The 23,473-nt window shown below is 41.9% G+C and carries 26 protein-coding genes; 2 read left to right on the plus strand and 24 right to left on the minus strand.

Annotated elements, in window-relative coordinates; genetic code table 11:
* Window positions 1-63: 63 nt before the first annotated feature.
* Window positions 64-1,146, plus strand: a complete 1,083-nt coding sequence (locus tag HMPREF1125_RS03780; protein ID WP_000040940.1) for a M24 family metallopeptidase — start codon at window positions 64-66, stop codon at window positions 1,144-1,146.
* A 208-nt stretch (window positions 1,147-1,354) separates the two neighbouring features.
* Here the strand turns inward: HMPREF1125_RS03780 and HMPREF1125_RS03790 are convergent, their stop codons facing one another.
* The 18 genes from HMPREF1125_RS03790 to HMPREF1125_RS03875 form a co-directional block, all read right to left on the minus strand.
* On the minus strand, window positions 1,355-1,816 hold the full coding sequence (locus HMPREF1125_RS03790; protein WP_000814964.1) for an ECF transporter S component: 462 nt from the start codon (window positions 1,814-1,816) through the stop codon (window positions 1,355-1,357).
* A complete protein-coding gene (locus HMPREF1125_RS03795) occupies window positions 1,794-2,567 on the minus strand; it encodes a bifunctional hydroxymethylpyrimidine kinase/phosphomethylpyrimidine kinase (RefSeq protein WP_000794790.1) in 774 nt (257 codons plus the stop codon). The genes HMPREF1125_RS03790 and HMPREF1125_RS03795 overlap by 23 nt, the downstream gene beginning before the upstream one ends.
* A complete protein-coding gene (gene truA / locus HMPREF1125_RS03800) occupies window positions 2,557-3,306 on the minus strand; it encodes a tRNA pseudouridine(38-40) synthase TruA (protein WP_004181706.1) in 750 nt (249 codons plus the stop codon). Before truA ends, HMPREF1125_RS03795 begins: the two co-directional genes overlap by 11 nt.
* A gap of 99 nt (window positions 3,307-3,405) precedes the next feature.
* On the minus strand, window positions 3,406-4,557 hold the full coding sequence (locus tag HMPREF1125_RS03805; protein WP_000816263.1) for an MFS transporter: 1,152 nt from the start codon (window positions 4,555-4,557) through the stop codon (window positions 3,406-3,408).
* A 112-nt stretch (window positions 4,558-4,669) separates the two neighbouring features.
* Entirely contained in the window at window positions 4,670-5,293 is a 624-nt protein-coding gene (locus tag HMPREF1125_RS03810) for a Pr6Pr family membrane protein (RefSeq protein WP_000856468.1), read from the minus strand.
* A gap of 2 nt (window positions 5,294-5,295) precedes the next feature.
* Entirely contained in the window at window positions 5,296-5,634 is a 339-nt protein-coding gene (locus HMPREF1125_RS03815) for a zinc ribbon domain-containing protein YjdM (protein ID WP_001061600.1), read from the minus strand.
* A 210-nt stretch (window positions 5,635-5,844) separates the two neighbouring features.
* On the minus strand, window positions 5,845-6,363 hold the full coding sequence (locus HMPREF1125_RS03820) for a Dps family protein (RefSeq protein WP_000229890.1): 519 nt from the start codon (window positions 6,361-6,363) through the stop codon (window positions 5,845-5,847).
* A gap of 149 nt (window positions 6,364-6,512) precedes the next feature.
* Complete coding sequence (locus HMPREF1125_RS03825) at window positions 6,513-8,294, minus strand: ABC transporter ATP-binding protein (RefSeq protein WP_000857074.1); 1,782 nt, start codon at window positions 8,292-8,294, stop codon at window positions 6,513-6,515.
* 8 nt (window positions 8,295-8,302) lie between these two features.
* Window positions 8,303-10,039 carry an ABC transporter ATP-binding protein gene (locus HMPREF1125_RS03830; protein WP_000965827.1) on the minus strand — a complete coding sequence of 579 codons (1,737 nt, stop codon included), beginning with the start codon at window positions 10,037-10,039 and terminating at the stop codon, window positions 8,303-8,305.
* A 179-nt stretch (window positions 10,040-10,218) separates the two neighbouring features.
* A complete protein-coding gene (tpiA, locus tag HMPREF1125_RS03835) occupies window positions 10,219-10,977 on the minus strand; it encodes a triose-phosphate isomerase (RefSeq protein ID WP_000087900.1) in 759 nt (252 codons plus the stop codon).
* 96 nt (window positions 10,978-11,073) lie between these two features.
* Window positions 11,074-11,751, minus strand: a complete 678-nt coding sequence (locus tag HMPREF1125_RS03840; protein ID WP_000220737.1) for a DnaD domain-containing protein — start codon at window positions 11,749-11,751, stop codon at window positions 11,074-11,076.
* An 8-nt stretch (window positions 11,752-11,759) separates the two neighbouring features.
* The gene (gene metA / locus HMPREF1125_RS03845) at window positions 11,760-12,704 is read right to left on the minus strand and encodes a homoserine O-acetyltransferase MetA (RefSeq protein WP_001122749.1); all 945 of its coding nucleotides are present in this window, start codon (window positions 12,702-12,704) and stop codon (window positions 11,760-11,762) included.
* 186 nt (window positions 12,705-12,890) lie between these two features.
* Complete coding sequence (locus HMPREF1125_RS03850; protein WP_001049314.1) at window positions 12,891-13,403, minus strand: adenine phosphoribosyltransferase; 513 nt, start codon at window positions 13,401-13,403, stop codon at window positions 12,891-12,893.
* Window positions 13,404-13,577: 174 nt separating this feature from the next.
* A complete protein-coding gene (gene rplA / locus HMPREF1125_RS03855; RefSeq protein ID WP_001085676.1) occupies window positions 13,578-14,267 on the minus strand; it encodes a 50S ribosomal protein L1 in 690 nt (229 codons plus the stop codon).
* Between the two features lie 213 nt (window positions 14,268-14,480).
* Window positions 14,481-14,906, minus strand: a complete 426-nt coding sequence (rplK, locus tag HMPREF1125_RS03860) for a 50S ribosomal protein L11 (protein WP_001085808.1) — start codon at window positions 14,904-14,906, stop codon at window positions 14,481-14,483.
* Between the two features lie 122 nt (window positions 14,907-15,028).
* The gene (gene ldcB, locus HMPREF1125_RS03865; protein ID WP_000747747.1) at window positions 15,029-15,745 is read right to left on the minus strand and encodes an LD-carboxypeptidase LdcB/DacB; all 717 of its coding nucleotides are present in this window, start codon (window positions 15,743-15,745) and stop codon (window positions 15,029-15,031) included.
* A gap of 15 nt (window positions 15,746-15,760) precedes the next feature.
* On the minus strand, window positions 15,761-16,222 hold the full coding sequence (locus HMPREF1125_RS03870; RefSeq protein WP_000335645.1) for an HIT family protein: 462 nt from the start codon (window positions 16,220-16,222) through the stop codon (window positions 15,761-15,763).
* Between the two features lies 1 nt (window position 16,223).
* Window positions 16,224-17,261, minus strand: coding sequence for a M42 family metallopeptidase (locus HMPREF1125_RS03875; protein WP_001077276.1), 1,038 nt, complete (start codon window positions 17,259-17,261; stop codon window positions 16,224-16,226).
* Window positions 17,262-17,399: 138 nt separating this feature from the next.
* Here HMPREF1125_RS03875 and HMPREF1125_RS03880 point away from each other — a divergent pair, with 138 nt between their 5' ends.
* Window positions 17,400-17,951 carry a DUF1307 domain-containing protein gene (locus HMPREF1125_RS03880; RefSeq protein WP_000844337.1) on the plus strand — a complete coding sequence of 184 codons (552 nt, stop codon included), beginning with the start codon at window positions 17,400-17,402 and terminating at the stop codon, window positions 17,949-17,951.
* A 48-nt stretch (window positions 17,952-17,999) separates the two neighbouring features.
* Here the strand turns inward: HMPREF1125_RS03880 and brnQ are convergent, their stop codons facing one another.
* The 6 genes from brnQ to HMPREF1125_RS03915 form a co-directional block, all read right to left on the minus strand.
* Window positions 18,000-19,325, minus strand: coding sequence for a branched-chain amino acid transport system II carrier protein (gene brnQ, locus HMPREF1125_RS03885; RefSeq protein ID WP_001074569.1), 1,326 nt, complete (start codon window positions 19,323-19,325; stop codon window positions 18,000-18,002).
* Between the two features lie 171 nt (window positions 19,326-19,496).
* Window positions 19,497-19,784, minus strand: a complete 288-nt coding sequence (locus HMPREF1125_RS03890) for a rhodanese-like domain-containing protein (RefSeq protein ID WP_000659137.1) — start codon at window positions 19,782-19,784, stop codon at window positions 19,497-19,499.
* A 206-nt stretch (window positions 19,785-19,990) separates the two neighbouring features.
* Window positions 19,991-20,569: a uracil-DNA glycosylase family protein gene (locus tag HMPREF1125_RS03900; protein WP_000078124.1), complete on the minus strand. Its 579-nt coding sequence runs from the start codon at window positions 20,567-20,569 to the stop codon at window positions 19,991-19,993.
* 53 nt (window positions 20,570-20,622) lie between these two features.
* Window positions 20,623-22,023 carry a dipeptidase PepV gene (gene pepV, locus HMPREF1125_RS03905; RefSeq protein WP_000125057.1) on the minus strand — a complete coding sequence of 467 codons (1,401 nt, stop codon included), beginning with the start codon at window positions 22,021-22,023 and terminating at the stop codon, window positions 20,623-20,625.
* Between the two features lie 12 nt (window positions 22,024-22,035).
* Entirely contained in the window at window positions 22,036-22,641 is a 606-nt protein-coding gene (locus HMPREF1125_RS03910) for a nitroreductase family protein (RefSeq protein WP_000670153.1), read from the minus strand.
* 185 nt (window positions 22,642-22,826) lie between these two features.
* Window positions 22,827-23,351, minus strand: coding sequence for a hypothetical protein (locus HMPREF1125_RS03915; RefSeq protein ID WP_000720912.1), 525 nt, complete (start codon window positions 23,349-23,351; stop codon window positions 22,827-22,829).
* Window positions 23,352-23,473 lie beyond the last annotated feature (122 nt).

Raw genomic sequence — 23,473 nt, forward strand, 5'->3', positions numbered from 1 at the left:
CCCTTCTCTCTTGCATTTTCTCTCTTTTTTTGCCAAAATAGAGGGGTAGAAAGAAGGTAGCATATGTCTAAATTACAACAAATCGTAACATATCTTGAATCAGAAAAACTAGACGTCGCTGTCGTATCTGACCCCGTCACTATTAATTACCTCACTGGTTTTTACAGTGACCCTCATGAACGCCAAATGTTCCTTTTTGTCCTAGCGGACCGGGAACCTCTCCTTTTTGTCCCAGCCCTTGAAGTGGAGCGTGCAAGCAGCACTGTTTCCTTCCCAGTAGTGGGCTATGTGGATTCTGAAAATCCATGGCAAAAAATCAAAAACGCTTTGCCTCAGCACGATTTCAAACGTGTCGCTGTCGAGTTTGACAATCTCATCTTAACCAAATACCATGGTTTGAAAGCAGTCTTTGAAAATGCTGAGTTCGAAAACCTCACTCCTCGCATCCAACGCATGCGCCTCATCAAATCAGCTGACGAAGTGCAAAAAATGATGGTTGCAGGTCTCTATGCTGATAAAGCTGTAAAAGTTGGTTTTGACAATATCTCTCTTGATAAAACAGAGACAGATATCATCGCCCAAATCGACTTCGCCTTAAAACGTGAAGGCTATGAAATGAGTTTTGATACCATGGTCTTGACTGGTGACAATGCTGCAAATCCACACGGAATTCCTGGTGCAAACAAGGTCGAAAAAGACGCCCTTCTCCTCTTTGATCTGGGTGTTATGGTCAATGGCTACGCATCAGATATGACTCGTACAGTCGCTGTCGGCAAACCAGACCAATTCAAGAAAGATATTTACAACTTGACCCTTGAAGCCCAACAAGCTGCTCTTGACTTTATCAAACCTGGTGTGACTGCTCATGAAGTAGACCGCACTGCCCGTGAAGTCATCGAAAAAGCTGGTTACGGTGAGTACTTCAACCACCGTCTCGGTCACGGTATCGGTATGGATGTCCACGAATTCCCATCTATCATGGAAGGAAACGACATGGTCATCGAAGAAGGCATGTGCTTCTCTGTTGAACCAGGTATCTATATCCCTGGTAAAGTCGGCGTTCGTATCGAAGACTGTGGTGTTGTTACCAAGGATGGCTTTGACCTCTTTACAAGCACCAGCAAAGACTTGCTTTATTTTGATTAATATTCATCTAATACTCAATGAAAATCAAAGAACAAACTAGGAAACTAGCCGCAGGCTGTACTTGAGTACGGCAAGGCGACGTTGACGCGGTTTGAATTTGATTTTCGAAGAGTATAAAATCTTCCCACAATAAAACGCATAGTATCAAGTTTTTTCAACACTTGATATTATGCGTTTTTCTGATTTTTAGAACTTTTCTCCAGCCGCTTTACTTAATTTTCTTAATACTTTGACTAAGCACAAACCCTACAACCATTCCCACGATATTTTGCAGGAAGTTTGGTAGGACTTCTGGTAGGGCTGCTGCCCATCCATTCATCAAAGTTGAACCCAAGGCGTAGCCTCCTACCATCGCAATAGTAGCTAAGATAAGGCCTAGCCATTGCCATTTTCCTTTAAATCCTGCGAAAAATCCCTGCAAGCCATGGTTGATCAAGCTAAAGAACATCCACTGTGGATAGCCTGATAAGAGGTCAATCAAGAAACCTGCTAGTCCTCCAACGACAGCCCCTTCTTTACTGCCAAAGTAGAAGGCTGCAAAGAAGATACCCGCATCTAAGAGAGTTAGAATACCTGTTGGTGTTGGAATTTTTAAGAAATAACCTAGAACCACAGAAAGGGCGGTTAAGAGGGATACAAGGGCGATTTTAGTTGTTTTGGTTTGCTTCATATTGTCTTACTCCATATTGATCTGCTTGTGCAATAGCACGGTAAACGAAAGCTTTAGAACTTTCTACTGCTGGTAAAAGTTCATCACCTTTAACCAAGTGACTGGCAATGCTTGAGGCAAAGGTACAACCTGCACCAGCATTTTGGCCTTGGATAACGGGATTTTCTAGGACAGTGAAAGTTTGTCCATCATAAAAGACATCCACAGCCTTGTCCTGACTAAGGCGATTACCTCCCTTGATAATGACTGCTGGCGCTCCTAAATCATGTAATTTCTGTGCTGCTACCTTCATGTCTTCCAAGGTTTTGATCTCTTGACCCGCTAATAATTCGGCTTCAGGAAGATTAGGCGTAATCACACTGATATGAGGGAAAAAGCGAATCAACTCTTGACAGAGTTGGCTGACTGCCACATCATGCGTTTCCTTACAGACCAAGACGGGGTCCAATACCACCGGCACTCCAGGTCGTTGCTTGATAAAGTCCAGTGCCTTCTCAGCCACACTGACAGTAGGAAGAAGGCCAATCTTAATCCCTGCAAACTCGACCTCACGCAAGCTATTCAACTCATGTTGAAAAATAGTATCATCCGTAGGGAAGACTTCAAAGCCCTTTTCGGTCAAGGCCGTCAAACAAGTTACAGCTACAAAGCCATGCAAGCCGTTCAAGGTATAGGTAGCAAGATCGGCTGATAAACCACCACCACTAAAAATATCATTCCCAGAAAGGGCTAAAATACGATTATTCTTCATAACGAATCTCCTTTAAATACAAGCCATTTGGTGCTGCTGTTGGACCTGCAAGCTGTCTGTCTTTTTTTTCCAAGATCAAGTCAATCTGCTCTACTGGCATTCGATTATTTCCGATTTTGAGCAGCGTCCCCACCATATTGCGAATCTGCTTATACAAGAAGCCATTTCCTGAAAAGGTAAAGGTCAAAAATTGGCCTGTCTCATCGACTGTTAAACTCGCTTCTGTAATGGTCCGAACCTTGTCCTCTACACTGGTTCCAGATGCTGTAAAACCGGTGAAATCATGGGTTCCCTCTAGCTTTTTGATTGCCATCTGCATCCGCTCCACATCAAGCGGATAAGGAAAGTGAGTAGCATAGTGACGGCGCATCGTATTTTTGGGGCGCCCTCTATCCACGATAAACTCATAGGTCTTGCTATGTTTTGCATAACGGCAATGAAAATCATCCGCCACAATCTCAATCGAAATCACATCGATATCTTCAGGAGACTGGGTATCTAGAGCAAAACGGAGTTTTTCCTCATCCATCTGATAGGGCAAGTCAAAATGAATCACCTGTCCCAAAGCATGAACCCCACTATCCGTCCGACCAGCACCGTGAACAGTGATGGCATGCCCCTTATTGAGTCTCGTTAAGGTTTTTTCGATTTCCTCTTGAACGCTCCGCGCATGAGGCTGGCGCTGAAAACCAGCAAATGCATACCCGTCATAGGAAATGATTGCTTTATATCTTGTCATAACTTCTATTTTATCAGGAAATAAAAGTGTAAACAAGTTTAAAAACCAATAATTGTCTGGGTACAAAATTCCCAAAAAGAAAAACTTAGGAAACCAATCCTAAGCTCTCTTTTGAAGTGCGTACATAACAAAGATAGAAGTGACAATCAACCAGCATCCTAGAATGTTGAAGACCAACATACCGTTTTGAGTGACCAGACCGATTGCCCCAAGAATGAAAGGTGTCGTAAAGGCTCCAAAGCTGCATCCTAGCACTGCAAAAGATGTTGCCTGATTAAGGAGCTTGGCTGGGATTCTTTCAGAAAGAAGCTGAAAGACAGTGGTCAAGGCCACACTGTAAGAAAAACCTGCCACAACACTTCCAACTACCATCACACCCAATGACGGAGACAAGGCAATCACAATCTGCCCCAATCCAAAGGTGATACCTGACCAAAGGAGCAACCTTTCTTTAAACAGAGAGATAAAGAAAGAAAAACTCACACCTGCCAAGATACCAATCAACTGCATGATACTTAAAACCAAACTAGATAACTGGGCATCCCCTAGACCTCTTTCCACCATCAGACTAGGAATACGAATGGTGATAGCTGTGTTGGTACAGACAACAACTGCTGCTTCGACAGCCAATAGAAAAATTAAGCCTTTCATCTGTCCTGTCAAACGAGTCGTTTCGGCCTCTTTTTTCTTTGTTTCTTTCTTTTCTTTCCCATAAGGGACAAAGAGCAGATAAAGGATCAATACTAAAAATCCCGCACCGTAGGCCAAGAAGGTCACTGTCCATCCCAAGGATAAGAGTTGACCTACCACTAGAGTCAAAATCGACGCCCCGACAACTTCTGCTGATCCACGGAGACCCAGCATCTGAATCCGTGTCTTTCCATGATAGCGTTCGCTGATGATGGAAATAGCCTTGGCATTGATCATTCCAACACCCAAGCCAAATAAAATCCGCATTGCAAAGACAAAGTTGTACTCCTGATACCAGAAGGGAGCTGTTCCACCGATAGAGAGGATGAGAAGTCCCAGACTAATCTGAAGTCGCTCAGGAAGCAAACGCTCCAAAAACCCATTTAAAACCAGCATAATCATGATTCCAAAAGAAGGGAGACTGACCAGGAGCTCGATTTGTTCTTTGGGATAGCCTTGATAGTAGTCAAACATGGCTGGCAGAGCACTTGAGATGGAGAAGGAGGTAATCAAAACGAGGGAGAGGGCCAAAATACTAGCCCGTTCTAAATATTGTTTCATGAATTTTCTTTCTGTATATTTCTCACTGTTTATCCTTTTAAAAGGAAGATGGCAAGAAAAGAAGGAGCCCGATTGAACTAGAGACTCCGTCCTAACTTTCCTAATAGGAAGACTATTTTCGCTTGATTTGCTTGATCAGATAGAAGATGAAGCCTGCAACCATATAGGCCGCAAAAATGATCAAACACCATTTGATAACCACGTCCCAACCCTTGTTCACATTTAAAAAGAAATAAGGGAAGGGATTGTCCTTGGAATTCGGAATATTGAGTTTTAAGACCAGACCGTTAAACAAGGCAAAAATCATATAAACCAAGGGCAAGATGGTCCACAAGACTGGATCCCAGATCTTGTATTGACCCTGTTTATCAAAGAAGAGGGTGTCGGCTAAAAACCAGAGTGGAACGATATAGTGGCAAAGGAAATTTTCCACACGGTAAAAGTCTGTCGCGATCGGAGCAAGCATAAAATGGTAAATTACACAGGTAATCATGATACTCATGGTAACACCACCCTTGAGACGAAGCAAGGTCGGACTTTGCCAATTTTCACCTGAACGGCTCATCACACGGAGCAAATAGCCCGTGAAAATCGTTACCAAAAGATTGGACAATACTGTGTAGTAAAGGAGCATACCAAAACCACCATGCTTGGTGATCTCTAAATAAACTCCTGTAAATGCCGCTAAGAACAAGAGCACACGACTATAAAAGATAAATTTGTAGTTCGTTTTCATAGCTAGATTTTCTTAACAAACTCTGACTTCAATTTCATAGCTCCAAAACCATCAATCTTACAGTCGATGTTGTGGTCACCTTCTACGATACGGATATTTTTGACACGAGTTCCTTGTTTCAAATCCTTTGGCGCACCTTTTACTTTCAAGTCCTTGATAAGAGTTACAGTATCGCCGTCAGCCAATTTATTTCCATTGGCATCGATAGCGACAACGCCTTCTTCTACTTCTGCAACTTCTGCAGGATTCCACTCATAGGCACACTCTGGGCAGACCAAGAGACTTCCGTCTTCGTAGACATATTCTGAATTACATTTTGGGCAATTTGGTAAATTGTTCATAGGTTCTCCTTATAACATTTCACTATTCTTTGAAAATCAAAATTTCTCGAACAGCAACTATTATACCGTAAAATCCTACTTTTGACAATGTGTCCTAAGTCTAGCAGACAAAAAAGTCATGCAACTTTTCACAGTTACATGACTTTTAAAAGATGATTGATCATGAGCACTTATCAAGCGCCTCATGATAAAAGGGGTAGCAACTATATCTTACAAACCAGGAGCTTGTCCAAGTTCTGCTGCAAGCATCCAAACTGTTTTCTCAAGTTCAGCCTTAGCCCCAACAAAGATATCGTTTGTAACATCATCGCCTTCTTCGTCAGTTACATCCAAAGCTTTTTGGAAAAGAGCGATGAGGTAGCGATAAATCGCTAGAACACGTTCCAAGCTTTCTTCAACGTTACGGAATTCTCCTTCTTCTTCTTCGATTTCACTGTGTTGAAGGAATTCTGTCAAAGTTGAGTAAGGTTTGCCACCAAGGGTAATCAAACGTTCGCTGATTTCGTCAAGATAACCATCAAGGCTGTCCATGTATTCATCCATTTTTGGATGCCATACGAGGAAACCACGACCACGCATATACCAGTGAACTTGGTGAAGGGCAATGTGAGCCACATACAAGTCTGCTACTGCTTGGTTCAATACTTCTTTCGTTTTTGCTAATGCTACTGGCGCTGTTTTAGATAATGTTGTAACGTCTTTTACTGCTTCTTTTTTCAATTCAACCATATTTCTTACCTCTTTCATTTTTTTGTAACCATCTTCTTAGTGGTTACAATATAAGTATACTACTACTAGAAAACGATAGCAAGGAAAGTGTACTATCTGAGAAAAGTTGTAATAGACTGATAATTTAAGAATAGTCTGGACAGTTTTAATTAGCCGACTTGCTCGGATTTGCTTGAAAATTGGCTTTGGTACAGATCATAATAAAAGCCTTTTGCTTGGAGCAAGCTTTCATGATTTCCCTGCTCAATAATCTGTCCATCCTTAAGAACGAGAATCTTGTCTGCTTCTTGAATGGTAGAGAGACGGTGGGCGATGACAAAGCTAGTTCTTCCCTTCATCAAGCGTTTCATAGCTTTTTGAATCAAGAGTTCCAAACGGGTATCAACAGAGGAAGTTGCTTCATCCAGAATGAGAATTTTAGGATTGGCTAGGAGAGCACGCGCGATGGTCAAGAGTTGTTTTTGCCCGAGGGAAATATTACTTGACTCTTGGTTCATCTCCATGTTGTAACCGCCAGGAAGAGTTCGGATAAAGTGGTCTACATTTGCTGCTTTGGCAGCTTCTATTATTTCCTCGTCACTGGCGTCAAGATTTCCAAAACGTAGGTTTTCTTTGATCGTACCTTCATAAAGCCAAGCATCCTGCAAGACCATCCCAAACTGACGGCGATAGTCTTGACGTGACAACTGGCGAATATCCTGCCCGTCAACCAAGATTGCGCCTGCTGTGACATCGTAAAAGCGCATAAGCAGATTGATCAAGGTCGTCTTACCAGCTCCAGTAGGACCGACAATCGCCACCATCTCTCCCGGTTGAACTTCCAGATTAAAGTCTCGAATCAATGGTTTGTTTTCAACATACTGGAAGTCAACAAGTTGGAAGGTCACCTGACCTGTTAAGGGTTCAAGGATTTCGAGTTCTTCTCCCTTGACTTCCTCTGTCTCATCCAAGATATCGAAGATGCGGTCTAGCGAAGACTTAGCACTTTGCATTTGACCCGCAAGTTGTGTGATGTTTTGAATAGGCTGGCTGATCTGCCAAACGTACTGAACAAAGGCCTGCATATTCCCCACTGTCAAACGACCCGCAATCACTTGCAAACCACCAAGAACTGCAACGATCAGATAGGTTAAGTCCGATACAGCATGAAGGGCTGGCATCATAAGCCCAGAGATAAAGCTGGCTTTAAAGCCAACACGTTGGAGGTCGTCAGTAATCTTAGAAAATTCTTTATGAGAAGTTTCCTCACGACCGTAGAGTTTCAAGACATTAAAACCTGTAAGATTTTCCTGCACATAGCCATTCATCCGTCCTAAAATAGCCGCCTGCTCTTTAAAATAAGGCTGAGAACGTTTCAGGATACTTCTTGCACCGAAATAGGTCACTGGAATGGATAGAATCACCACTATAGCCAGTTGAAAGTTCAAGTATAAAACCATTCCCATGACGAGAACAATCGTCAAAACGGCATTTACAATTTGGAGAAAAGACTGTTGAAGAGCATTAGACACTGTCTCAACGTCACTGGTAAAGCGCCCCAATAAATCACCAAATTGGTGTTTGTCAAAGAAAGATACTGGGATACGATTGATTTTCTCGGTCATTTCATTTCGCAGATCCTGGGTCATAGACTGGACCGCATTGGTCATGAAATAGTTAGAATAATAAGAACCAAGTTCATACAAGAGACCTCTAAAGAGGTAAATGATTAAAACAGTTCCGATGTAGCCAGTATTGATACGAACGCCTGAAAGACCATTAGCCATATCTAAGAAATTTTTTGTCAACTCCGTAATGGCTAGCCCCAAGACAAAAGGCTCCAAGACACTCATGACCACACTCAAAATTTTTAGAAAGACTGCAAAGAAGACAGAAAAACGGTAGGCTTTCAAATAGCTCCACAAACGAGCCAAACTAGATTGTGTTTTCATATTTCCTCCTATTCTTCTGTTAGAGATGCATTTTTCAACTGCGACTCAGCAATCTCACGATAGATGGCATTTGTCTCCATCAATTCTTCATGTCGACCACGACCCACGATTTCACCCTTATCCAGAACGATGATCTGGTCCGCATCCATGATGGTTCCGACACGTTGAGCAACAATTAAAACCGTTGCATTCTGTGTTACTTCCTTGAGACGACGGCGCAAAATGGCATCCGTACGATAATCCAAGGCTGAGAAAGAATCGTCAAAAATATAGATATCAGGATTCTTTATAACCGCTCTGGCAATTGAGAGACGTTGTTTCTGTCCTCCGGAAAGGTTGCTTCCACCTTCAGCTAGATGGGTCGCAAAGCCTTCTTCTCGGCTTTCGATAAAATCTTTAGCTTGCGCCACATCCGCTGCCTGATGTAGGTCTTTGTGACTAGCATCTTCCTTCCCATAGCGGATATTTTCAGCGATAGTTCCTGTAAACAGCAAGGCCTTCTGCGGGATAAAACCAATCTTTTGACGGAGAGACTTGAGGCGGTAATCCCTCACATCGACACCATCAACCTTGATTTTCCCAAGTGTGACATCGTAAAAACGAGGAATCAATTGCACAAGAGAGGACTTGCCCGATCCGGTCGATCCGATAAAGGCAATGGTTTCACCTGGTTTAGCACTGAAAGAAATATTGTGCAAAACAGGATTTTCCGTCTCACCAGGATAGGCAAATGTGACATTTTCAAATTCCAAATAACCGTGAGTTTCTGTCTCTCTGACTCCTCCTTCATTGGGATCAATAGAAATCGGCATATCCATGACTTCTTTCAAACGTTCACTCGAAACGGCTGTACGAGGATACATGGTGAAGAGATTGGATAGGAAAAGGAAGGACAAGAGGGCGTGGAAACTATATTCGATAAAGGCTACTAGGTCCCCAATTTGCAAGCTTCCTTGTTTGATAGGGTCCAGAGCAAACCAGACAATAGCTACAATCATGGCAATGATAATCTGAACAAACAAGGGTTCCGTCAAACCGGTTAGTTTAAACAGACGATTGGAATTAGCTGCATAGACTGCATTTTGTCCTGCAAAGCGTTCCTCTTGAAACTCCTCACGGGCAAAGGCACGAATGACACGGAGTCCCATTAGATTTTCCCTGGCATATTGGTTTATCTTATCTAAGGTAGCCTGCTGTTTCTCTGATAATGGTCGAGTCTTGACCGCTACATAAATGACCACCACGGCTAAGAAAGGTACTGCAAAGGCCACTATCCAGGCTAATGACGGACTGGTCAGGAAGATCATTAAGATACTAGACAGCATCATCATGGGGGTGATGACACCCAGTTTTAAGGTCTGTTCTGCAAACTGCATGAGAACAAAGGCATCACTGGTAATGCGAGTAACCAGTGAAGACACTCCAATCTTTTCATATTCATGATGAGAATACTCTTGTAATTTGGCATAGAGATCATCCCTCATATCCTTGACCATATTGGTCGTCAGCTTACTAGCAGCGTAGGCTAAGACTATACGCCCCAAGGTTCCACATAGGATAATCACCAGCATAATTGCAGCCCAAACATACAATTGCTGTTCATTCCCTTTATTCACACCTTCATCAATCATCCGAGCCAGAACAGTTGGCAGTCCAAGATTGACAATAACAAAGAAAACCGCTCCAAAGAAATCCAAGAATAACCACTTGGGATATTTTTTCAAATAAGACCAAATATAGAGCATAACTCCCCCTTTCATAACTTTTTGATATAGAAAAGAGCGCGCATCTGCACGCCTTTCTTTCCCTAAAGAACTTTCCTAGTCTAGAAAAATCCCTCTTTCACAAGAATGCTCCAAGTAAAAATAAGACAGGCAGTCAAAGTCACTTAGTACTTTTAACTGTCTGTCTGGAATAAGCTAGATTATTTTACAAAATCAAGCAATGCCAAGAAGCTTTCAGCTTCAAGTGACGCACCACCAACAAGGGCACCGTCAACGTCTGGGCAAGCCATGTATGAAGCAACGTTTTCAGGTTTAACAGAACCACCGTATTGAACACGAACTTTGTCCGCAACTTCTTGACCAAAGTCAGCTGCTACGACGTCACGAACAACTTTACACATTTTTTGTGCATCGTCTTGTGAAGCTGATTTACCAGTACCGATAGCCCAGATTGGCTCGTAAGCGATAACTGTTGAAGCAACTTGTTCAGCTGTCAAGCCAGCCAATGCAGCAGATACTTGAGCACCTACGAATTCAGCCGCTTTACCAGCTTCGTAAGTTTCAAGTGACTCACCACAACAGATGATTGGAAGCATACCGTTTGCAAAGATTGCTTTTGCTTTTTTGTTGATATCTTCGTCAGTTTCATGGAAGTAGTCACGACGTTCTGAGTGACCGATCACAACGTAGTCTGTACCGATTTCTTTCAAAACTTGTGGGCTAGTTTCACCAGTGAATGCACCTGCATTTTCAAAGTAGCAGTTTTGAGCAGCAACTTTAAGGTTTGAACCTTTAGCAGCAGCAAGAACAGCTGTCAAATCAACTGCAGGAGCTGCGATACCTGCTTCAACAAGGTCTGATGAAGGAAGTTTTGATGCAACGGCTTCAACGAATGCTTTTGCTTCTTCTGGATTTTTGTTCATTTTCCAGTTACCAGCGATAAATGGTTTACGTGACATTTCACATACCTCTTTTTTCATTTTATTCACTATTATTCTATCATATTTATAAGGAGCTTGCAAACCATACTCTAATTTTCAAGATTTTTCAAGCGACTAATCTTGCCACAAATTCATAGCATCGAGGAAATCAGCTGAAGCCTGAACTTGTTTGGGATTGTTCGCTTCTCGCTCTGCTCGTTTGGCCTCCACCTGAGCCACAGACTGGATACCTTCATGGCGCCAGTTACGAAGGATTGCCTGAATGTACTTCCAGTTTGGTTTGCCATTAAAAACCGCCTCTCGGAGAGCTTCCTTGATCAAATCCGCCTTGATTCCATCTTCTTTGACAGTCTTGGAAAGATCTTCGATTTCAAATGGGGTTAACAAGCGCCCCAATTCCTGCTGAAAGGTTTCAACCAGATCCTTCAATTGATTTTTGGAGTTTGGAGCAGTTGCAGCTGGAGTTTGGCTATCTAACAAGCTATCCAAGCGTTCAAAAGCCAGACTAGCATCAAAAATCAGCTCAATTTCCCCATTTAGTTCAATGGTCCGATATTGTAGCAAACCATTTTCAGTCAAATTCGAAATGGATTGGTTGACATCTGCCACCTCTTTCCCAATGATTTCAGCTATTTGGCTAGGCGAAACATCTCCTAGGGCTGTGGTATTTTGTAAATAGAAAAATTGCCAGACCAGAAAATCTTCGCTGGAAGGAAAGAGTTCCTTAAAATGCAAGAGCAGGGCACTTGGCAAAAGCAAGTTCCCTGATTTGAAAGCGTCAAAATATGTCATAATTCCTCTTATAAATATCCAAATGCAGCCGCATCATCCTCTACCTTTTTCCAGTCAAAAGGGGTTTCCTGATAAACTGCATAGTTCACCCAATTGCTGAAAAAGAGGGCAGCTGATGAAGACCAACAGAGACACGGTGTCTCATTCACATCATCATTTTTAAAGTAGTTCTCTGGGATATGAGGGTCGAGCCCCGCCTCATAATCACGAAAATACTCTCTTGCTAAAGTGTCACGATCGTACTCCAAATGACCAAAACTATAAATCTCACGCAAATCTCGACTAGCTAAGATAGAAACACCAACCTCAAGACCTTCTGACAGAATCTCTAGATTGGTCTTGTTTAAGATTTCTTCTTTTAAAATCTCAGTGTGACGAGAATGAGGAGCTACATAGCGATCATCAAAACCTCTAAAAAGAAGGTGCCCTTCTTTCAAGGTATCCTGTGGGTAAATACCTGATAGCTTCCGATCCATCTGGTGCTTTTCAACACCATAGCGAACATAAAGACCTGCTTGTGCTCCCCAACAGATATGCAGAGTTGAAAAAACATGCGTCTTGGACCATTCGATGACCTGCTTGAATTCTTCCCAGTAATCCACCTCCTCAAAAGGCAAATGCTCCACTGGCGCTCCCGTGATAATCATTCCATCAAAGAAGTCATTCTTGACCTCTGGAAAGGTCTTATAGAAGGTTTCCATATGTTCGGCACGGGTTGTCTTTGAATGATGTGTTTCCATATATAAGAAATCAATATCTAATTGCAACGGTGTATTAGCCAAATGCCGCAAGAGTTGCGTTTCTGTTACCATCTTTTGGGGCATGAGATTTAAAATCAAAATCCTCAAGGGGCGAATATCTTGATGAGCGGCCCGTTGGTCGTCCATAACAAAGATATTTTCTGTTCTTAAAATCTCAACAGCTGGTAATTTTTTATCAAGTCGAATCGGCATAATACCCTCCTAACAGTTCTCTATTTCGGGAATGATGTTGTCTGTTTGAAAGCAAAAACCTCCAAATACTTCTTCCCCTTATTATACTGTATGAAGATATAGTTTTCAATTATAGTTTTTCTCTAACTAGCTATAGTTAATTTATATAGCAAAAGAAGAGAAAACAGCCCCAAGGACTGTTTCTCATTAATAGTGCATAAGTACCTTGTAATCGTAATCTCCGATTTTTTCACGACCTTTAAGTTCATCCAGTTCAATCAAGAAAGCACAGCCTGCTACAATTCCACCAAGTCTTTCAATCATCTCAATTGTTGCCTTGACAGTTCCACCTGTTGCCAAGAGATCATCTATGATGAGAACGCGTTGACCTGGTTTGATGGCATCAGCATGCATGGTCAAAGTATCAATACCGTACTCTTTTTCATAGTCAGCAGAAATCACTTCACGTGGTAATTTCCCTGGTTTACGAACAGGTGCAAAGCCAATTCCCAACTCAAAGGCAACGGGGCATCCGACAATAAATCCACGAGCCTCTGGGCCCACGATCATGTCAATTTTTTTGTCTGTTGCGTACTGAACAATTTCACGAACAGCATAGCTATAGGCATTTCCATCTGCCATCAATGGGCTGATATCACGGAAGGTGATGCCTTCCTTAGGATAATTTTCAATCGTTGCGATATAATCTTTTAAATTCATCTTTTTCTTTCTTTCAAAATTTTTTACTCTCTATTATACCATATTTTCTGTGAAAGAAGAAGAGGAAAAGCACTATTGCTACAAAGCTGATCAATGAACTGATTTTTCTAAAAGGTAATACTCATCAAAAAAACGAGCACTTTCGTACTCGTCTTCTCTTTTATAAACTACTGATTAAAGTGAGTTTACGTCAACTTTGATACCAACACCTTGAGTAGTTGTGATTGTCAAGTTTGTTACGTAAGTTCCTTTAGCTGTAGCTGGTTTTGATTTTTGGATTGTTTCGTTGAAAGCTTTGAAGTTTTCAACCAATTTTTCAGCTTCAAATGATACTTTACCGATGATTGCTTGAACGTTACCTGCACGGTCAGCACGGTAAGTGATTTTACCACCTTTAGACTCTTCAACTGCTTTAGCAACATCCATTGTTACAGTACCAGTTTTAGGGTTTGGCATCAAGTTACGTGGTCCAAGGACACGTCCAAGACGTCCAACAAGAGCCATCATGTCAGGTGTAGCGATAACTACGTCGAAATCCAACCAACCGTCGTTGATTTTCGCAACAAGGTCATCTTCACCAACAAAGTCTGCACCAGCAGCTTTTGCTTCTTCAGCTTTTGCACCACGTGCGAAAACAAGAACGCGTGAAGTTTTACCAGTACCGTTTGGCAATACCATTGCGCCACGGATTTGTTGGTCAGCTTTTTTAACGTCAATGTTCAAGTTGTAAGCAACTTCTACAGTTGCGTCAAATTTTGCAAAGTTAGTTTCTTTTGCAAGTGCTACAGCTTCTTCTACACTGTATGCTTTTGTGCTGTCGATTTTCTCAAGAGCAGCACGAAGTTGTTTGCTTTTTTTAGCCATTTTCTATTCTCCTTGTAAGTGGTTCAATCGATTTTCATCTCCCACGTCACTTCTCGAAATGATGAAGTCTTGCGGGTTTTCAGTCTATTATTTTCCTTTTCCTATTCCTACTTCGTTCAGTTCCTTTGCTGTACCCAAGTACAAGCGTCAGTCACTTGCCTAGTATGAAAAGCAACTAATAGACTGCTGTGAGATTTTCTACTGTGTTATTGATTAGTCAACAACAGTGAATCCCATAGAACGAGCAGTACCTTCGATCATACGCATTGCAGACTCAATGTTTGCTGCGTTCAAATCTGGCATCTTAGTTTCTGCAATTTCTTGTACTTGTGCACGAGTAACTGTAGCAACTTTAGTTTTGTTAGGTGTACCTGATCCTTTTTCAACACCTGCAGCTTTTTTCAAAAGAACAGCAGCTGGTGGTGTTTTTGTAACGAAAGTAAATGATTTGTCTTCGTATACTGAGATAACAACTGGAATAATCATACCAGCTTGGTCAGCTGTACGAGCGTTGAACTCTTTTGTGAATCCCATGATGTTGATACCAGCTTGACCAAGAGCAGGTCCAACCGGTGGAGCTGGTGTAGCTTTACCAGCAGGGATTTGCAATTTTACAAGTTTTTCGACTTTTTTAGCCATTTTTAAATCCTCCTTTGTGGTTTTGGCGGTAATTAAAGATTTTTACCTCCCACAAGTATGCTTTACACATACCCATCTATTATACACTATTTATCTAAAAATGCAAGAGAAAAATTTCTTTTTTAATCGACGTAATCTCCGCCTTCAAAGCCATAGTATTCTTCCAAACTAAGGCCACTTGCAGCAATTTCTTTGGCTTCTTTTCCAACGTAGCGAAGATGCCATTCTTCCGCCATGTAGCCAGTCTCTTTTTCCTTTCCTTTGAGATAGCGAACAACAAAGCCATAGTCAGCTGCATGATCCAAGAGCCACTGGGCTGCCTTCTCCTCTGTCACTAATTCTCCATTAGTCCCAATCAAATCAAAAGCAAGACCTGTTTGGTGTTCACTGTATCCAGGGCGGGCTGAGTAGCGATCTGCCTCTTCCTTACCATCTTGATTCACATAGTCTTGATAAAGTTTGGTTTGAGTTTCATAACTTCTAAAACCACTGTAGTGATCGCTGATTGGGTAGCCAGCTGCTTGCATTGCTGCAATGAGTTTCAGCAACTCCGCCTTGGCTGTTGGATTTTCTCCTGGATTGTAGTCTTTTGACAAAGGATAGTGCTTATTAGCCACGACGATTTCATCGTATTTCCCTTGTATACTATAGTGATCTCCCTTATTCACAACTTCTGCCTTTTTCTGACTAGAAGCTTGAGATTTGCTCCCTACAGTACCCTCAGGTTGACTAGTTTGTTCCGTTTTTTGAGTATTTTCTTCATTTTTAGGTGTTTCTTGAGAACATGCTGCTAGGGTTACTGCTAGCAAACCGGATAAAACGATGTATCTTTTTTTCATTTTTTTCTTCCTCTCTTAAATCACATGCTTCTCTAATTCATCGGATAAGGTTTTAATCATTTGTTTCAACTCACGGGATTGCACTTGGCAATCTTCTGCCGCCATTTCTTCCCAGGGCACCCACCAGACTGGACCACGACCATTAAGACCATGACCATTCATATCACCTGATCGTCTTGGAAAGAGGTGCCAGTGAGCGTGGGCATCTCCATTTCCTAGAAGTTCGATGTTCATCTTTTCAGCTTTAAACGCTTTGGCAACAGCTTCTTGGACCAAACTCATTTCCTCTAGAAAACGAAGTTTCACAGAACTCTCCATCTGATAGAGTTCTGTGACATGCTCCTTTGCTAGAAATAAGGTATAACCCCTAAAGTATTGGTGGTCTCCAATAACAACATAGCCTGTTTCTAGTTCTTTTACAAAGTAGGGATTCTTCCCTACCTTTATCCATTCAATTCTTTGACAAATCAAGCACATATTAGTCTACCAATGCACTCTTGAGATAGGCGTCTACCATACGCTCAGTCGCCACGACCGAATCAATGTGTGTTCGTTCGTAAGAGTGACTGGACTCAATACCAGCTCCAAGGAGGGCATGCTTGACCTCTGCTCCTGCTGACATAGCTGCGGAAGCATCCGAACCGTAAAATGGATAAATATCGAGCTTAAATGGAATATCTTGCTCCTTTGCCAAAGCCACTAAATGTTGACGGAAGTCGTAGTGATAGGGACCCGAAGCATCCTTGACACAGATAGACACTGTATACTCATCCGTCTGCTGGTCATCGCCCATAGCTCCCATATCGACAGCCAGATATTCTACTACCTGAGCTGGAATATTGGAGTTGGCACCGTGGCCCACCTCTTCAAAGACTGAAAAAGCAAAATGAGTTGTTACTGGCAATGCAATCCCCTCTTCCTTATAAACACGAAGAAGATTGAGCAAAATCGCTGCGCTGACTTTATCATCCAAGTGACGGGACTTGATAAAACCAGTCTCTGTCACGACAGTTCGCGGGTCAAAGCTGATAAAATCGCCAACCTCGATGCCCAAGGCACGAGTTTCTTTTTCATTGGTCACTTTTGCATCCAAACGCACTTCCATATTGTCCTGTGTGCGTTCTGCAGTTCCTGCATCCTTGTAGACATGGCAAGAAGTCTGGTGGATGAGGATGGTTCCAGATACCTTTTTACCTGTGCTAGCCACATGAACCGTACAGTTCTCCCCTTCAATCATGTTCCAAGGGAAACCACCGACACGGTCCATTTTGAGACGACCGTCTGGTTTGACTGCACGAACAATAGCTCCTAGCGTATCCACATGGGCAGTCACATAACGTTGTTGCTTATCATTTTGACCTTTAATGGTCACATTGACACCGCCCTTGGCTGTACGAACCGGCTGGTAACCAAGCTCTTCTAAAGTATGGACTAGGTAGTCTGAAATCTCACGAGTAAAGCCTGTTGGAGATGCAATAGCGGTTAATTCTTTGATATAGTTTACAGTTTGATTCATTTCTTCACCTCCTTCCTACCATTATAACATTTTTCTAGTCAGACTCCTTCTCAAAAGGAGAAAAACTGTGTTTAGTTGCTTTCACTATAGATCCATGTTATAATACAAATACTTTGATTATGAAAGGAAAGTAAAAATATGAAATCCTACTTTAAAGTATCACTAACCCTTGTGGCTTCACTTGTCCTCCTACTCGGATGTTCCAAACAGGCATCAACACCTGCTAGCAGCAGTAGCAAAGAAGACACAACAACTCAGTCAAGCGAGACCAAACAAAGCAGTCAACAATCATCTGAAAAGAAAGATGAGACAGAAACTCACACATTTGTCCACAATAGCAAACCTGGGATTCATTCTACCTTGACTTATACTGTGAAGGGAGATGACGTTGTAAAACAAACTGTTCATAATGTACTTGACCCTGAAAAACTTAATAATACCGCGGAAGGTATTAAGGAAATTGTTGACGATACTTATAAAGGTTATGAAGGGGTCAAAGGGGTTACACAAAAAGTTGAAATTCAAGACGGAAAAGTTATCCAAAACATCGAGGTTGACATGACTGTCGCGAGTCTTGACGAATTGAAAAAAGCAATGCCGAACGAATATTCTGGTATTGGAAACCGTGTAAGCTTTGCTGCCTCGAAAAAAATGCTTAAAGAAGCTGGTTATACTGAACAAACCAACTAATGAGTCGTGCTCATACAAAAAATTCTTGGTCGATGACCAAGAATTTTTTTATTCCATCTCAAAAACGTCACTCTCTTGTTTGTTTGGTAGAACCAATGAAAGCAAGATTCCGATAATTGCTGGCACCAACCATGGTAGAGAGACAGCTGCAAACGGAAGAGCATTGACGAGATTTGCTAGAAACTCAATCTTAAAAGAACTTCCAAGGACGCTTGCAAGAGCAATCGCTGTAACAAGCCCAATAGTTAACTGCATACCTGGTTTTGATAGGGCGACAAACTTATTAACAATCACAATCATCACAATGGCGATGGTGATTGGGTACAAGATTACTAATACTGGAACTGAGTACTTGATGATTGCATCCAAACCGAGGTTTGCAATAGCAAATCCAATCAAGGTAAAGGCAGTTGCATAGACCTTGTAGCTGATTTGTGGGAAACGTCCATTAAAGAACTCAGCTGTAGACACAATCAAGCCAACTGTCGTTGTGAAGCAGGTTACAGTTACCATAACAGCAAGGAAGAGTTGAGCTGTTGAACCAAAGATTTCCTGAGTAGCTTGCGACAAGATATAAACACCTGGTGTTCCACCCTTCATTGCTTCTGCTGGTACCGGGAAGTGATTTCCAAGGAATCCTAAACCGATGTAAAGAGCGCTAAAGGCAAGAGCTACAACGATACCAACCACCCAAATAGTTGAAATGTACTCTTTCTTACTTGAGAATCCAAGTTGTTTCAAGGTTTGAACAGCAATCACACTAAAGGCGACTGAAGCAAGAGCATCCAAGGTATTATACCCTTCTAGGAAACCTGTTCCAAAAGCAGAGGATTGATAGGCTTCTGAGGCCGCTTGAGGACTTGTTCCACCATACTTGAAGGCACCTAGTACAACCAAGATAACGATCAACAAAGCAAAGACTGGTGTCAAGATACGTCCGATCCGATCCAAAATCTTTGATGGATTGAGTGAAATCAAATAAGCCGCTGCAAAATATAGTACGGTAAAGACAATCAATCCAAGTCCTTTATTCGCATCTGATAAAAGGGGGCTAATCCCGACTTCGTAAGCTGTTGTGGCTGTACGTGGAATGGCAAAGAAGGGACCAATTGATAAATAGAGGACTGCGAGATAAAGCGTCGCAAACCAAGGTGAGATTTTCTTAGAAATCTCATAAATGTATCCCTTAGGATTGAGAGTTCCAATAATGAGAGTCAAAACGGCGATACCGACGCCTGAAAAGACAAAACCTGCAATGGCAGGAAGAAAATGTTCTCCAGATAGGGCACCTAGAGAAGGCGGAAAAATCAAGTTCCCCGCACCAAAAAATATTCCAAACAGGAGCAAACCTGTTAGGGCACCTTTTTTAGCCATAAAGAATCTCCTTCATATTTCTAAAATACTGACCTAGTATATCACGAATAAGAGTATGAAAAAAGCATCACGAAGTAAATATTGAATGTTTTCAATATTTTTAAAAATAAGAATTATCTAAAAACAAAATTCTCCTACCTAGTACACACCAAGTAGGAGAAATGCAAAATTTTAAAGATTTTCAAAGGCCGTCATGCCACCTTGAACATTGATGACCTTATATCCATGCTCCTCTAAAAACTGGCAAGCACGAGCTGATCTCATCCCAGATTTACAAATAACATAATGTAACTGCTCCTTTTCCAACTGCTCATAAGTATCAGCCAGTTGACTAAGCGGTAAGTTGTGTGCACCTTCTAAATGAAGCATCTTGAACTCTTCTATTTCTCTCACGTCTACTAGAGAAAGCTGACCATTTTGGTAAAGCTGATAAAATTCATCGAAGGAAATTTCTTTCATTCTTTTTCTCCTAATACTCTTCGAAAATCAAATTCAAACCACGTCAGCGTCGCCTTACCGTAGGTATGGTTACTGACTTCGTCAGTTCTATCCACAACCTCAAAACAGTGTTTTGAGCTGACTTCGTCAGTTTTATCTGCAACCTCAAAGCTGTACTTTGAGCAGCCTGCAGCTAGCTTCCTAGTTTGCTCTTTGATTTTCATTGACTATAAAATGATTTTAATTCTTTTTTTCAAATCTGGCACCACTTCTGACTCAAACCAAGGATTTTTAGCCATCCAGATTTGATTTCGTGGTGATGGGTGAACCAGAGGGAAAAATTCTGGTAGATAGTCTTTGTAGCGTTTTACCCGTTCTGTTACCTTGCCACTAATTTTCTCATGTAAATAATAGGCTTGAGCATATTGCCCAATCAAAAGGGTCAATTCAATATTTGGACATTCCTTGAGGAGTTGTGGGTGCCATTTTTCTGCGAAACCTGTACGAGGTGGAAGGTCGCCTGATTTTCCATGTCCTGGGAAATAAAAGTCCATGGGAATAACTGCAAACAAACCCGAATTGTAAAAGGTGTCTTCATCAACACCTAGCCACTCACGCAGACGGTCACCACTCTTATCCTTCCAATAAATTCCAGCTTCTTGCGTTTTAAACCCCGGAGCTTGACCGACAATATTGATGCGAGCAGTTTTTGGCGCCGCAAAGAGAGGTTCGATTCCGCGTTCTGTGTAGCTGGCATTCTGCGGATCCGCCATAATGGCTTGCTTGATTCTTTCGATTTGAGACATCTGTTTTCCCTCCAAAAAGAAGTCTAAGCATAAAATCTCAGACTTCTATCGTTTTATTTGATCAATTCATAAATAGCTTCAGCATAGATTGCTGCTGCTCGGAAGAGATCGTCCAAGGCGATAAATTCGTTGGCTTGGTGCATGGTGTCAATTGAGTCTGGGAACATAGCACCGTAGGCAACCCCACGTTCTAGCAAGCGACCGAAGGTACCACCACCGATGACTTGTTCATGACCTTGAAGTCCAGTTTGTTTTTCATAGACATTCAACAAGGTTTGCACAAGTGGATCTTCCATCGGTACATAGTGAGGCGTGTGTCCGTGTTCAGAAAGGCTAACAGAAGCAACTGGCAATGTCTCAAGGATTGACTTGATCTGCTCTGGACTTGTTCCTTTTGGATAACGGAAGTTGAGGGCAATCGTATTGTCAGCGCTTGTTTCATCGAAGCGGAAAACACCTGCATTCATAGAAAGGGCACCCATCTTTTCATCCACATGAGCCACCTTGAGATTTTTACCCTCATGGTCATTCAAGAGAGTCTTACCAGCGATGTCGAGGTAGTCTTTTGCAGGGCCAGCAAAGTCAAACTGACTGAGGAAAAGGGCCAGGTAGGTCGCACCATTGACACCTGAAGCAGGCATAGCACCATGAGCTGATTTACCAATCACAGTCACCTTGTACTGACCGTTTTCTTCTTGGAGTTCTCCTCTGAGTTTGTGCTCCGCAACAAAGGCATCTAGTTTAGCTTGCAAGTCAGCCAAGTCACCTGAAACGACTGCTGTCGCTGATTCAGGTACCATGTTTTCACGTAAACCACCTGTAAAGCTGTGAAGACGGGCAGCACCTGCATTTTCACCTGCAAAGTGGAGGTATTCTGTGATATTTCCTTTTTCACCATTGATGATAGGGAATTCAGCGTCTGGAGAGAAGCCAAAGTCTGGTTTCGCAAGTCCTACATGTTCAAAGTAGTAGTCCATGTCTGCCCAACCTGATTCTTCGTCTGTTCCGACGATGAAACGAACTTTTTTAGAAGTTGGAAGGCCCAATTCTTTGATGATTTTCAAGCCATAGTAACAAGCTGTTGTAGGTCCCTTGTCATCCGAAGCTCCGCGCGCATAAAGGCGCCCATCTTTGATAGTTGGTGTGTAAGGGTCTGTATCCCAACCGCTACCAGCTGGCACCACGTCCATATGGGCAAAAATTCCAAGAACTTCTTCTCCATCACCAAACTCAAAATGTCCGGCATAGTTATCAACATTTTGAGTTGTATAGCCATCACGATCTGCGATTTCAAGGAATTTCTCCAAGGCTTTTACCGGACCAGGCCCAAATGGATGCTGAGCGTCCGCCTTGCTGTCGTCACGTTCTGAGTTGATTTCCAAAAGGCTAAACAAGTCAGCCAAAAGGTCTTCTTTGCGTTTTTCTACTTCTGCTGTAAAATCAATTGCTGTCATTTTTTCTTCTTTCTATCTTTTCTCGATGATTTCATCTACTGGCAAGCGGTAGCTTGGTTCTAATTTTTCATCTGTGTAACCCACTGTAATCAAGAGTTCTGGGCGGAAGCGGTCTTCAATTTCCAAAACTTCATTGGCTTTTGATTTGTCAAAACCAAGGATAATGTTAGAACCGATTCCTTGGTCTGTCAAAGCCAGAACCAAGTTCATGGCAACCAAACCAGCATTGAGGGCTAGGTAGTCACTGACCTGTTGTTCACTGTAACGTGCAAATTCAGCAGGCAAATTTTTCATAAAGTATTGAAGTTGCTCTTCTGAGAAATTCTTTGCACCACCAACGCGAGCAATCTTACGAGCACGTTTGGCAAGGTCTGTATCGGTAAATAAGGCAATGGTCACCGGCGCTGACGATACCTGCTCAAAGTTCGAACCATAAGCCAATTTTGCCAATTCAGCATTTTTCTCACGAACAACCACAAACTTCCATGGCTGGCTGTTATGGGCACTTGGGGCCAAGGTTGCGATTTCGATAGCCGTACGCACATCCTTGGGATCCACCGGCTTATCAGTGAAATGCTTAGTCGCATGACGTTTTTTATTTAATTCAAGAAATTTCATAATCGATTTCCTTTTCTAATTCTACTGCATCCATTCTACCATATTTTGAAAGAGCTTGCAGAGATTTTTAATAGAGTTAGTACTTCTTTCAAACTCTCTACTATTCACTTGTAGCTCTTTAGGTAGGTATCGTTTTAGATTTGAGACAATCAAAAAGCAGGTGATCGAACACCTACTTTCTCATATTATTGACCAGATGTGTATGGAGCAACTGCTTTATAAGCCGCTTCCAGCGCTTTCTTCATTGTATCACGTCCAGTTTTCAACTGTTGAACAAATAGAGTACGAGTTTGTTCTGGCACTACTGTATCATCAGAACCAATACTTGAAAGGCTTTCGTTAAATGACTCTCTTACAGTCTCCATAGACTTAAGCGCGGGTTCAACTTGGGCGTTATATGCTTCTTTTCCACTCTCTGGAATTTTTTCCCCAATTTCAACTGCATGCTTTTTATAATTGTCGACTAGTTTACCAAAGACTTTCTTCACATCTCCAACAGTTTTAGCATTGTCAATTTCTTCATCGGTGATCAAAACAACCTCATTATTTTCTGTCTTTGAACTAGACGTTGTTGATGAAGTCTCTGAAGAAGAAGTTTGTTCTACAGAGCTTGAAGCCTTAGTCGAAGAATCAGACGTTGTTTTCCCTGAACATGCTGCTAAAACAACAACAGATAAAAGAGCCATACTGGCTGTAATAATTTTCTTCATAATGTTCTCCTTTATATTAAGAATTAAGTTCATTGTATAACAAAATAATTTCAATGTCAAACTTTAGCTGAGCTATCTCTTTTTCCTTATCATCGTCTAACTCTTTTCTAAGCGATTCGACT

This window comes from Streptococcus oralis SK304, from assembly GCF_000287715.1.
Taxonomy (GTDB): Bacteria; Bacillota; Bacilli; order Lactobacillales; family Streptococcaceae; genus Streptococcus; species Streptococcus oralis_Y.